The organism is Alloprevotella sp. Lung230 (assembly GCF_014385435.1).
Classification (GTDB): domain Bacteria; phylum Bacteroidota; class Bacteroidia; order Bacteroidales; family Bacteroidaceae; genus Alloprevotella.
Map to the genome: position 1 here is coordinate 1 of NZ_JACSUD010000019.1, position 12033 is coordinate 12033.

Here is a 12033-nt window from a genome sequence, read left to right on the forward strand (position 1 = left end):
CTATAATCCCACGTTTTTTGCCTTCACTGCCTTCACCACCCACAGAAAAACACCTCACAACAACCTGATTCGCCTTTACAACCTTTGCTTTTCACCTCTATATCTTCACTCTTTCCCTTCACCTTGCCTTCACCCCTATTCCCCTGATTTTCAACCCCTCTCCCCCATCGGTGAAGGAGTGAAGGCAATTTGCACACAATATTATAGTGTATACGCGCGTGCGCGCGAAGGAGGCGAAAGGAAAGAATAGAGAGGAAGCGGGGGCGGGAAAAAAGGGTACAGCTCCTCACTTCACCTTTCTTTTCTTGGGCTTCGGTTCGGGGAGGGCCCGACAGGTGGCTCGAACAAGCGCGGCGAGGTAGTCGCGGTCTTCAACATCGGCGATATAAAAATAATCTTTTGCATCGGGATAGGGTGGCCGCATCTCCTCTGTGCGTAGCAAGGCGCGGCCGGGTTCAGTGGGTTTTATATACAGCCCATCGTTGCAAATGAGCCCAAAGATCTTGCCATTGCAATAAATGCAGTAGCCGCCAAACATCTTTTTGGTAGCGATTTCGCCGGCACCGGCACATTGATCGGCTACGTATTGTACAAAATCGGGGTTACAAGCCATGGTTTTTCCAATCGTTGAAAGTAATTTTGGTAAAATGCTCCGTGCGAACCTCGTTCAACAATAGAACAGGTTTATTGTCTTCTGTATGACTGTAAATGAATCCGCATTTCTCTTGTGCACGACGCGATTTTTCATTGCCGTCGTAATAACCGCACCAAACGGAAGAAAGATGCAAATCCTCGAAGGCGTGACGAAGTATTTCGCGTATGGCTTCGGGAATCAATCCTTGTCCCCAGTAGGGTTCACCAATCCAATAACCAATCTCGCATTCAGTGTCTGAAATCTTCACAGTGTGAATTTCGCTTCTTGCGGTCATTATTCCAATGCTGCCAATGGGTTCACTGGTTTCTTTCAATACAACAGCGTAGGATTCTTCGCCCGAGAGGACGGTTTTGATTATTTCTCGGCTGTTTTCAACGCTTGTGTGTGGCGGCCAGCCTGCAATCGGCCCGACGTTGGGATTGGCGGCATACTTGTACAGCGCTTCGGCATCGCTTTCCTGCCAGGGGCGTAGCAAGAGGCGCTCAGTTTCGAAGGTCTTTCTTTCCATAGTTTTACTTGTATCTTGATAATAATGAAACGGCCTCTTCGGTCGAGGTGGTGAAGTTTACCATGCGTCCTCTGTTACTTTCGACGATGAAAGCGGCGAAACTATGGCTGGTATATTTCAACCAATCACCGACAATAGCGAGACGGACGCGATAGTTAGAAAATTTTTGAAGGATTTCGCCTGCAAACTTGGTTTTCAAGTCGAAGAAGCGAGGGGTGAAACTCCCTTCATGGAGGATAATTCCATCGTAATATCGCCCAAAGAGTTCACCGAACAGGTCTAGGGCATCTTGCACATTGTTGACGAATTGACCTTCCGAGTTGATTTCAAGGAATGTTTGTCCGCCGATTTGATGAGAGATGACAGACTTTTCTTTCATGTTTTGTTGTTTTTGTGAACATCTAATTATTTTACAGCGACAAGTGAGATAACTCGTCATTCTTAACACTGGTACTCACCTACTTAACCTTTTACTTATTCTTCGGAAGTTTTTGCGAAGCTTGTTCCATCTTTTTCTCGTCTCGCGCCACCTTGCGTTCCAATTTCTTAATATCTTCTGCCGGTGGAAGCTCTTCAGGCTTGATGCCACGCTGTCCCAACATATCACGCACACTTTGGTTGTTTTGGATGTGTTCGTGCGTAATGGGCTGTTCTCCGTGCAGGTCTTTGTTTTCTACATTGTAGTTGGTCATTTCCGTGGCAAGGTTCTTGGCGGCTATGGTAAGGGTGGGCAGAAAGTCTGCCAACGGTCTGTTAGGCTTCACGCCCAGTCGGTTTTTCATATCTTCGGTGGTGTGTCCTCCGAAAAGTGCCGTGTCGCCTTTGGAGCGTATGCGCCCGAAGCCTTTGTCATCAACGCCTCGCTGATATATGTTCTGCGACAATTGTTTTTCTGCGGCTCTTAGTTTGTCGCGGGTTTCCAAGCGAGATAGTAGGTTTAGTCGCTCTTCTATCAATTCAGCTTTTCGTGTTTGTACGGCAAAGTAGCTTTGAGCGAAGGCTATTTCTTCTTTCTTTGGGTCGCCGTTTTGAGCGATAAGATAGCAGGCATAGCGGGTAAGCATAAAATCCGCGACTTCTCGTTTTCCACCTTTGCCTATTTCTATCATTTTCGTGACCTCACGAAAATGATCCTCGACATTGATATTCTGCGTTTTACACGAATCTACTGCACGGTGTATGGCAACGAGAAAGTTTTCCCAGCGCGCATAGCCTAATATCGTTTGCAGTTCGCGTGCAAACCACACTTCTACTTGTTCTTCTGCATCATCGCTTTCAATATATCGGACGATACTGTCGAACGATGATTTGTATTGTAATATGCTATTTTTGTCCATTATCTTTTGCCAAATTAAGAATAAAGGGTGACTTGATTCTCCGAGTTGATTTCAAAGAATGTTTGTCCGCCGATTTGATGGGAGATGATTGACTTTTCTTTCATATTTTGTGGTTCTCAGATTATTTTTGCGCACTCAATCCCGACGAAGAGCGCCACGAAACCCAAAGCAACACTCAGCCCTAAATAGAGCGCGCAAAGCAGCAGATTGCCGAGGTGCAGCAGCGTTGCGCTTTCGTTGATGAAGGTACTAAATGTAGTAAGTCCGCCGCAGAAGCCCACCGCCAGCAGGAGATGCAGCGACTCGCTACCGCCCAGTGCCTTTCCGAGCCATGTGGTGAGAAACCCGATGAGCAAGCACCCCACGACATTGGCCAAAAGCGTGGGAAGAGGAAAACTGCCCGTAAGTGCCAACGGCCAGATGCGAGCGATGAGGTAGCGCACTGCGCTACCCAAACCACCGCCAAGGGCTACTAAAAGAAGGTTACGTATCATGATGAAAGATGGGTTTCAAGTTTGGGGAGGTTGCTATCTTAATTGTAGAATATTCTCTATTTTGAACACCTACTTATCATCTCACAGCGAGCGCGGTCACTTTCGGCTTCCGCAACAGCCAAAGGCCGAAAGCCGTAAGCGCCCCATTCAGAAGAAGAAGTTCGTAGCCAAAAGTATAGTTCCACCAAAGAGGGGCATAGTGGTCGAGGGCGAGACAGAGCGTGGGTGCAAGCACAGCCACAAGGGGCACCCAACGGTCGCACACCTGGCGGCGGGTGTAAAGCCCATAGAAGAAAAGGCCGAGGAGCGGGCCGTAGGTATAGGAGGCCAGCACAAAGATGGTGTTGATGATGCTGCCCCGTCCGACGGCGTGGAAGAGCAAGAGGCAGAGGTAACAAAGCAGGGCGATGACAAAATGGACACGCCGACGCAAACGCTGATCGTCAGGACGGCGGAAGAAGTCGATGCAGACGCTGGTGGTAAGGGCGGTGAGGGCACCATCGGCAGCTGAAAAGGCTGCGGCCACGATGCCGATGCTGAACGGAACGATGACCCACATCCCAAGTTGGCCGCTGACAATGAGCGTGGGGAGTAGTTGGTCGGCCTTGGCAGGCAGGGAAATGCCGTGGAGCGCAGCGAGATGATAGAACAAGACGCCGAGAGCGAGCAAGAGGGCATTGATGGGAAGAAAGGTAAGGCCGTAGAGGCACATATCCTTTTGAGCAGAAGGAAGATCGCGGCAGGTGAGATTTTTCTGCATCATATCCTGATCCAGCCCCGTCATCACAATAACGATAAAGATTCCGCTGACGAATTGCCGCCAAAAGGATTGTGTGCTGCCTGCGTCCCATTCAAAAACGCGGCTCATAGGGCTGTCGGCAATGATGCGCCACGCTTCGACAGGAGAAATCCGGAGAGCGTGGAGTGTGGCGGCAGTGATACCGACCAGAGCAAGAAGGAGCATGAGGGTTTGGAACACATCGGTGTAGAGCAGTCCGGCTTGTCCCGAACGCCGGGTGTATGCCCATATCAGCAGAAGACAGACGGCTGTGGTGAGCGGGAGAGGAATGCCGAGCGGAGCCGCCACAAAGGTGTGCAGCACGAGGGTGGCCAAATAAAGACGTGCCGCTGCGCCCGTGAGTTTGCTCAGAAGAAAAAAGAGGGCACCAGTGCGGTGGGCAGTGAGTCCGAAGCGTTGCCCGAGATAGGCATAGATGCTGGTGAGATTCAGACGATAGTAGAGCGGAAGAAGGAGAAAGGCCACGGCCACATAGCCCAAAATGTAACCCATACACATTTGCAGATAGGTCATACCGATGCCGGCCACCCATCCCGGCACACTGATGAGCGTAACGCCTGAGATGCTGCCGGCAATCATCCCCACAGCTACGAGCGGCCACGGGGCACGGCGGTGGGCACGGAAAAAGGCTTCGTTGGAAGTGGCATCGGTGCGGCGTGTGCCCCATCGGGACACGCCCATCAAAAGGAGAAAATAAAGAACGAGCGTAGAAAGGACAATAATGGAAAAGAGAGGCATAGGGGCGGTTTAGTTAGGGTGTGCCTGACGGAGGGCTTGTCGAGCAATGTCGCGTGCCAGTTGGAGCAGGTGTTCAAACTCCGGCGCGGTGTGATAGGCGGTGTGCTTACGCAGCATTTCGTCATAAGGTGCAATGGCGTGGCGATAGGAGGCCAATTCGTTTTGCTTCTGCACGTTGTGGCAGGCCAAACGGGTGATGTCGCGCTCACGATCGCGCCGCAGGGCATCGCACACTCCGCTAAGGAGCGGGCCGACCACCACATCTACCAAGTCGTGCCCACGCATATAGAGATAGGCCGTAGCAGGTGTTACACCGAGGGCAACGATTTGCTCACGCAGCGGTTTGTAGGTCATTCGTCCTTGTGGAAAGCGATGTTGCAGCCAGTTGATTTTCTTATTGACACGATGGCGTAGTTGCTCAAGCGTCTCCTCCGGATGATGAAAATTGATGCGGCGCAATTCGACCACCGCGGCAAAGTCGGAAAGAGAGAATTGGCTGAACACGCCATACTTATAGCACCACACATTCCACACCAAGAGAGGGAAAACGATTTCGGAGAATCTCGTCATAAAACTTTCAAAATCGAAAAGATGCCGATCGTTGAGCGTGGCCATCACGCAGACGTTGTGGAGCGTAGCGGCGTAGCACTGGAAATTCTCGATGGAATAGACATGAGTGTGGAGCACGAAAGGAGAGGTGCAGAGCAAGGTGCTGGTGGGTGTGGCTCCCTGCATGAGGTAGTCGTAGTCGGCATCGACACAGGCTATCATGTGAGGGCCGAGCCGATTGGAAAGCGCGATTTTCTTGCCGCGCCCCAAGGAGGTGCGAGAGGGGAGCATCACCTCAAATTCAACGCGGTCGTCTTCAATCAGTGTGAGGAGGTCGTTCCAAAAGAAAATGTCGTCGTAGCTCTCGACATAGACCACAATTTTATGGCGCGACGCTCGGCTCTGCAAACGGTTGGCAGCAGAGATATAGGCCGAATTGAGGTGGGTAGTGAGGTGGGACGATGAGCGAGACATGGGGCGAAGCATTTAGACAGTGATGTCGGAAACCTCGGTGACGGTATCTTCCCACCCGTCCATAATCACAGCCGGCGAATGCGTGGTAAGAATAATTTGCGCATTAGGGTTGAGCATGCGCACCATCGAGATGAGTCGTTTCTGCCAGTCGAAATGCAGGCTCACCTCGGGTTCGTCCATGAAGAGAACGTAAGGTTGGCGGTCTTGGGTGAGGGTGGTGAGGAGGATGATGAGCATTTGTTTTTCGCCGGACGAAAGGATGTAGGGCGAAATCACCTCGTCATACTGGTAAAACCGCAGCTCGTTACTCTCGCGGTCGATGCGCTTTCCGGTTTCAGAAAAAAGGTCATCAACCAAATCGAGAAACTGCTGTTTGGCCGCCGAAGCCTCCGCCGCTCTCTCTCGGGCTTCAGGGTGTCCGCTGGTGAGGAGGGCAATCATGCGGTTGCCCACATTGACCTGATAGTCAAGGTAACGGCGCTGGAGCTGATAGAGCTGCCAATCGAGTTCGGTCGAAATGCGCCCATCGGAAAGGGTGGAGATGTGGTCGGCCGCTACCAGCTGCCGGTCGAAGGAGCGGATGATGTCGTAGCGGATGCAATCGGCATCGGAAGGCGAGAAGTCGACCTCCACACCCAAATGCGTTCCGCCACGAATGGCACCACTGGGGGCTAATCCACTGATGTGCTGCACAAGTCGGGCTAAGATGGTGCTTTTGCCTGCGCCGTTCTTCCCACTGAGCACATTGACACTCGGCGAGAGGGTCCACACGATGTGCTTGTGGCCGCTCCACAGACTCTTGATTTCGATTTTGGCAATGTAGTTGGCATATTTAGGCATAGCGCAAGAGGATTTGATTGCCACAAAGTTAGACAAAAAAGGAGAGACAGCGGCGGTTTCGTCTTCAAAAAAAGTGGTTTCATCGACTTTTGCAGCGCTTCGCGTGGCGGTTTCGGGAATAAATGGTCGAAATTGCGTACATTTGCAATCCTCCCCTCTCGCCACAGCAAGGCTTCCGGCGGTCTCACTCCGTGGATGCCGACGGTGCAGATGGGACGCAGTGGAGTTTTCAACACGGTGAAAAGACATTTTCAACGTGTTGAAAGATTGTTTTCTACACGGTGAAAACTCATTTTCATCATGTAGAAAACTCCACCACCTCACTCCCCGCGGCGACGCTCCTCCTATACAACACAAGACCTCACAACACAACAACACAGACTCATGACAAAACGTAAATTCTTGACTTTCGCCTTCCTGCTCGTCACCCTCGCCCTCGCAGCACAGCGCACCACCCACGTGGACGGCACCGTGGTGAGCGCCCGAGAGGCACGCCCCATCGAGATGGCCACCGTGCGTTTGCTCCAACTGCCCGACAGTACGCTGGCGGCAGGAGCGGTGACCGACTCGCTGGGCCGATTTGCCCTCACCGTCCCACAAAGCGGGCGGTTTGCCCTCAAAGTGAGCTATATCGGTCTGCCGAGCATCGTGAAAGCCATCGATCTTCCCACCGACCCCGATAGTCTGCACTTGGGTACGCTCGAGCTCAAGGGCGAAGACATTGCCCTACGTGCTGCCGTGGTCAAAGCCGTGCTGGCACGCGTGGAGCAGAAGGAGGATACCACGGTGTTCAACGCCGGCGCCTTCCGCACAGCCGAGGGCAGTACCCTCGAAGCGCTCGTCAAGCAACTGCCGGGAGCGGAAATTGCCGACGACGGCACCATCAAAATCAATGGGAAGACGGTGAAAGAGTTTCTCATCAACGGCAAGGACTTCTTCAAAGGCGACACGAAGGTAGCGATGAAAAATCTCCCCACCGACATCATCTCCAAGCTCAAGACGTACGACAAGAAGAGCGACTATGCCGAGCAGACGGGCATCGACGACGGCGAAGAGACATTCGTGCTCGACATCTCCACCAAGCGGGAGCTCAACCAGAGTTTCATCTCCAACATCGACCTCGGCGGCGGATGGGACTACGCCGACCGGGGGCTTTACGCCGGACGCCTCTTTGCCACGCGCTTCACCGACCGCACACGCTACACCGTCTTTGCCAACCACAACAACGTGGGCGACCGCGGATTTGGCGGGCCGCGCGGATTTAACAACAACACGGGACTCACCACCTCCTCGATGGTGGGCACCGACTTCTCGTGGAGCAACAACAAGAAGCGCTTCTCGCCGCAATACTTTGAGGCGGGCGGCAGCGTGCTCTATTTCCGTTCGGACAACGCCACCGAAAGCACCACCGCTTCGGAGACGTTCCTCAACTCGGGCACGGGAAAGAGCAGTTTTGCCAACACCCACGCTTGGAACACCAATCTCAATCAGCGCATCTTCTCACGCTTCAACCTCCAGTGGAGCCCCGACTCGCTCACCTCGCTCTCCTTCCGCCCGCATTTCACGTGGAGCCGGACGAACACGACCGGCAGTTCGCGCACGGCGACTTTCGATGCCGATCCCTTTGAGCGCTACGATGTGGACACGACGGACGAGGTGCTCAAACGCGCCTTCCGCAACACGCCTGCCGGTGGGGTAGTGACCACCACGGACGACTTTCTGGCCAACCTCACCCGGCGCGACCAGCGCGGACGGAGCACATCGACTTCGGCCGACGGCCATCTCGAAATGACACGCCGTCTCGGCGGACGCAAGGGGCGCAACATCTCGCTCCAAGCCGAAGGCAGCTACTCCAACAGCACGTCTTTCTCCTACTCCAAGGCCGACATCTATGCCCGCACCACGCCTGCCGGCACTTCGCCCGCCCTACTCACCGACAACGGCACGCACCAGTTTGCCGACAACGACTCCAAGACGTGGAGCTACCGCCTGGGCGCAGGCTACGTCGAACCCCTCTTCGGCAAACTCTACGGTGAGGTGCGCTATCATTTCGAACACAAGTTTACGGATGGCAACCGCTCGCTCTACAACCTCCACGACCTGCAAGCCTACCCCACCCTCGCGGCCTTCATGGCGGCTCATCCGGCCTACGGCGTGGTGAACAATGTTTACCTCCCCGGCGCCGACAAACTGACACCTTGGATGGATGCGGCACAGCTGCTCAGCACCCTTAACGCCACGGATGTGCAGGCGGCAGTGCGCGATGCGCAAAACTCACAGTACGCCACCTACCACTACAACACCCACAACGCCCAACTGCGACTGCGCTTCAACACGGAGAAAATCAACCTGAGCGCCGGCATCAGTTTCACCCCCGAACGCACCCGCTTGGACTACGAGCGCCCCATCGTGGGCCGGATGGACACCGTGCGCAACGTCTTCAACCTCTCCCCGCAGGTGCGCTTCCGCTACAACATCTCCAAGACCGACCGCCTCGACATCTTCTATCGCGGCAGTTCGTCGCAGCCCTCCATGACGCAGCTGCTCAACGTGGTCGACAGTTCCGACCCGCTCAACATCGCCGGCGGCAATCCCGGTCTTAAACCCGCGTGGAACGACAAGCTCCACGCTTTCTACAACGCCTACAACGCCGAGTGGCAACAGGGTACGATGGCCTACGCCAACTTCAACCACACACGCAACGCCGTCTCCACGCTCATGGTCTACGATGCCGCCACCGGCCGACGCTTCACCCGACCCGAAAACCTCTCGGGCAACTGGAATGCGGCCGCCGGCCTGACCTTCAACACACCGCTCGACAAGCAGAAGGTCTTCACCCTCGCCACCTCGACCAACGCGGCCTTCACCCGCAGCGTGGGCTTCGTCTCCTCCTCGTCGTCCACAGCCTTCAGCGGCATTCCCACCCTCGAACAGCTCAACGCGCTCTTCGCCTCCGTGGCGGCCGAAAAGAGTGTCAGCCGCGTCCTCACCTTGGGCGAAAACATCGACCTGGCCTACCGCCGTTCGCTTTGGGACGTGGCCCTCAACGGCCGTGTGAACTATCAGCACTCGCGCGCCTCCCTCCAAGCGGGCACCAATCTCGACACGTGGAGCTTCGCCTATGGGGCCACGGCCAACCTCAACCTGCCTTTCGGTCTGAGCCTCTCCACCGACATCCGCATGCAGTCGCGCCGCGGTTTCTCGGCCTCTTCGATGAACACCAACGAACTGCTCTGGAACGCCCAACTCTCGCAATCCTTCCTCCGCGACCGATCCCTCACGCTCAGCCTCCGCTTCTACGACATCCTCTCGCAGCAAAGCAACATCTCCCGCACGGTCAACGCCATGATGCGCGCCGACACGTGGAGCAACTCTCTCACCGCCTATGTCATGCTCCACGTCATCTACAAGCTCAACATCTTCGGCGGCAACGCCAAGACCGAAAACCCGGGCAACCGCCCCGGCCCCGACCCTCGCGGCCCGATGATGCCTCCTCCCGGCGGTGGCCACCGCGGTTTCGGCGGCCCCGGCCATTTCTAAGCCCATACTCTACACAAAAAGCGATGCCCGACACTTTCGTTGTGTCGGGCATCGCTTTTCTTTCTGAAAGCCTTTGTCTAAAAACTATGCAACTTTCCCACCACGCGGTAGAGTTGCAGAATGCGGCTGATGGGATAGCGCTCCACGCCAAACTCGGGGTTGCTCGCCACAAACTCCAGCATCGTCGGGTCGTCGGGCACGCGCCGCAACTTCTTCACCGTCCGCAGGTCGTCCAGCACCACAGCGTAGATGTGCCCCGGTTCGAGGTTGTCGAGCGTGCAGGCGCGCAAAGCCACTTTGTCGCCCGGCTCGATGTCGGGCACCATGCTCTTCCCCTGCACCGAACACCAGAGGTCGGCCGAGCGGTTCAGCGGCGTGTCGATGTAGTAGCTCGGTTGCAGCGTCTGGTCGTTCTCCGTTTCCCAAAATCCGCAGGTGAAGTCGCATTCGTACACCGGCAACCCCTCGGGACAGCTTTTCTTCGCCTTGGCTGCCTTGCGCTCCTCTTCGGCTTGGCGCGCTTCTTCGATTTCGCTCACCAGCATCGGCCCATCGCCCGAGATGAACCAGTCCACCGAAACGCCGAGCCGCTCGCGCAGGGCTTTCAGAAAGTCATACTTCGGCATCACCGCCCCCGTCAGATAGCTGCGGATGCGGGCCTCGCTCGTCTCCACGATGTGGGCAAACTGCGTGTTCTTGCCCTTGGCAAAACGGTCTATCAGAAGTTGTAGTCGAGCGATCATTTTCTTGCGAGATAATGTAGTGGTCAGAAATTCTGAAATCGCATCTCGGCCGTTCTTTGCGATTTACGCCTACCTCCGACACGATTTCACCGCAAAATTACGAATTTAGTTCGACTATTCAAAACTTTCATCGTGGCTTTCATCTCAAACAATTGCATCCTTGTACAAAATGGTAGAGTCATTCACCATCACCTTTTGCGGCTTTCATTTCTTCTCCTCTTCTCATGCCTTGTGGGATGTTCTTCCTCTTCCTCGCGCGCGTATACCCTACAATAGGCTGTGTTTTTTGCCTTCAATCCTTCACCCATAGGGGTAAACGTCTGATTTCCTTGGGATTGCAGGTGAAGGCAAAGTGAAGGCAAAGCTTCACCATAAGCAGTGCCTATCCAGCACTTTATCCAACGCGGTGAAGGCAGTGAAGGCAAAAAACGCCCTTATCGTGTAGTGTAACGCGCGCGTGGGCGCGTGCGAAAGGCGCGAAGGAAGCAAAAGATTTTTCATCAGAGGTAGTTTTGCGCCGCTCTGAGATAAATCAAACTGCCTCTGAGTTAAATCGACATTCTTGCCGGGAAGATGCGCAAGTGTTAAATTCAAGTTAAATCCGGGGATGAGTGGCTGAAATCAAAGTCGAGATGTCTATATATAAACAGAGGAAAGCCGATAGCAAAAACTACGGCTTTTCCACGCCATCTTTTTCGGTACCTCGCACAAACCAATGTTAATCCCCAATCGGTCATTAGACGGAATTGTGTTTGGCAAAGTGCCCATACAACACAGAGGGACGATGCCGTCGAAACCAGCGCCCATACGCCGCACGGGGTCCCCGAAGGGGGCTTCTACCAATAGCCGTAGTGTGAGGAGGACGAAGGACGACGAACCTACGGAACACAATCGTGCAGGGCCGTGCGTCCTCGAAGAGGGCGAATATCGGTTGACCAAAACCGGCAGTTGTGTTTCTACCGATAGGAGTCCCCTTCGGGGGCGTTCCTTTCGGTGTTGGGTGGTCCGTAGGTTCGTCGGGCAAGCCCTCCTCGCCTACGGCTATTCAGATTCGCCCCCTCCGGGGACGCTGCTGCCCACACGCGGTTCAGGGACAACATACCCTTACGACACAGAGGGACGATGTCGACGAAACATAATCCTCAATCGGTCATTAGGCGGAATTGTGTTTGACAAAGCGTCTCATCCCGAAGGTAGGGGCACTTTTCCTTAAGGCAAACGAGCAGAGTAAATGAGTGGAGCGAAATTTGAACTCTGCCATCGCGTGGAAAAGTCTCAAAGAAACGCCCTCTCCTTTTGGGTGGGCAAAATGACCAAAAATGCTCTAATGACCGATTGGAATTAAGTTAAAACGTA

10 protein-coding genes are annotated in these 12033 nt (G+C 54.3%); 1 reads left to right on the plus strand and 9 read right to left on the minus strand.

The window, feature by feature from the left end; genetic code table 11:
- Positions 1-286: 286 nt before the first annotated feature.
- The 8 genes from H8527_RS08815 to H8527_RS08850 all read right to left on the minus strand — a co-directional run bounded on the left by H8527_RS08815 (position 287) and on the right by H8527_RS08850 (position 6394).
- Positions 287-613, minus strand: coding sequence for a TfoX/Sxy family protein (locus H8527_RS08815; RefSeq protein WP_187547472.1), 327 nt, complete (start codon positions 611-613; stop codon positions 287-289).
- The gene (locus H8527_RS08820; RefSeq protein WP_187547474.1) at positions 603-1163 is read right to left on the minus strand and encodes a GNAT family N-acetyltransferase; all 561 of its coding nucleotides are present in this window, start codon (positions 1161-1163) and stop codon (positions 603-605) included. The genes H8527_RS08815 and H8527_RS08820 overlap by 11 nt, the downstream gene beginning before the upstream one ends.
- A gap of 4 nt (positions 1164-1167) precedes the next feature.
- A complete protein-coding gene (locus tag H8527_RS08825; protein WP_187547476.1) occupies positions 1168-1542 on the minus strand; it encodes a DUF4180 domain-containing protein in 375 nt (124 codons plus the stop codon).
- A 91-nt stretch (positions 1543-1633) separates the two neighbouring features.
- Entirely contained in the window at positions 1634-2500 is an 867-nt protein-coding gene (dinD, locus tag H8527_RS08830) for a DNA damage-inducible protein D (protein ID WP_187547478.1), read from the minus strand.
- Positions 2501-2616: 116 nt separating this feature from the next.
- A complete protein-coding gene (gene crcB / locus H8527_RS08835; protein ID WP_187547480.1) occupies positions 2617-2994 on the minus strand; it encodes a fluoride efflux transporter CrcB in 378 nt (125 codons plus the stop codon).
- A 76-nt stretch (positions 2995-3070) separates the two neighbouring features.
- The gene (locus H8527_RS08840) at positions 3071-4531 is read right to left on the minus strand and encodes a sodium:solute symporter (RefSeq protein WP_187547481.1); all 1461 of its coding nucleotides are present in this window, start codon (positions 4529-4531) and stop codon (positions 3071-3073) included.
- Between the two features lie 9 nt (positions 4532-4540).
- Positions 4541-5554 (minus strand): DUF4435 domain-containing protein, encoded by a 1014-nt coding sequence (locus tag H8527_RS08845; RefSeq protein ID WP_187547484.1) that lies wholly within the window; start codon positions 5552-5554, stop codon positions 4541-4543.
- A gap of 12 nt (positions 5555-5566) precedes the next feature.
- Positions 5567-6394 carry an AAA family ATPase gene (locus H8527_RS08850; RefSeq protein WP_187547485.1) on the minus strand — a complete coding sequence of 276 codons (828 nt, stop codon included), beginning with the start codon at positions 6392-6394 and terminating at the stop codon, positions 5567-5569.
- Positions 6395-6778: 384 nt separating this feature from the next.
- Here H8527_RS08850 and H8527_RS08855 point away from each other — a divergent pair, with 384 nt between their 5' ends.
- On the plus strand, positions 6779-9934 hold the full coding sequence (locus H8527_RS08855; RefSeq protein WP_187547487.1) for an outer membrane beta-barrel protein: 3156 nt from the start codon (positions 6779-6781) through the stop codon (positions 9932-9934).
- A 77-nt stretch (positions 9935-10011) separates the two neighbouring features.
- Here H8527_RS08855 and H8527_RS08860 read toward each other — a convergent pair whose 3' ends face one another.
- Complete coding sequence (locus H8527_RS08860) at positions 10012-10677, minus strand: LexA family transcriptional regulator (RefSeq protein WP_187547489.1); 666 nt, start codon at positions 10675-10677, stop codon at positions 10012-10014.
- Positions 10678-12033 lie beyond the last annotated feature (1356 nt).

Bases quoted from the DNA above. Each gene is read 5' to 3' on its own strand.
- H8527_RS08820 (WP_187547474.1), bottom strand. From the start codon at position 1,163: ATGGAAAGAAAGACCTTCGAAACTGAGCGCCTCTTGCTACGCCCCTGG.
- dinD (WP_187547478.1), bottom strand. From the start codon at position 2,500: ATGGACAAAAATAGCATATTACAATACAAATCATCGTTCGACAGTATC.
- H8527_RS08855 (WP_187547487.1), top strand. From the start codon at position 6,779: ATGACAAAACGTAAATTCTTGACTTTCGCCTTCCTGCTCGTCACCCTC.
- crcB (WP_187547480.1), bottom strand. From the start codon at position 2,994: ATGATACGTAACCTTCTTTTAGTAGCCCTTGGCGGTGGTTTGGGTAGC.
- H8527_RS08850 (WP_187547485.1), bottom strand. From the start codon at position 6,394: ATGCCTAAATATGCCAACTACATTGCCAAAATCGAAATCAAGAGTCTG.
- H8527_RS08860 (WP_187547489.1), bottom strand. From the start codon at position 10,677: ATGATCGCTCGACTACAACTTCTGATAGACCGTTTTGCCAAGGGCAAG.
- H8527_RS08815 (WP_187547472.1), bottom strand. From the start codon at position 613: ATGGCTTGTAACCCCGATTTTGTACAATACGTAGCCGATCAATGTGCC.
- H8527_RS08845 (WP_187547484.1), bottom strand. From the start codon at position 5,554: ATGTCTCGCTCATCGTCCCACCTCACTACCCACCTCAATTCGGCCTAT.
- H8527_RS08840 (WP_187547481.1), bottom strand. From the start codon at position 4,531: ATGCCTCTCTTTTCCATTATTGTCCTTTCTACGCTCGTTCTTTATTTT.
- H8527_RS08825 (WP_187547476.1), bottom strand. From the start codon at position 1,542: ATGAAAGAAAAGTCTGTCATCTCTCATCAAATCGGCGGACAAACATTC.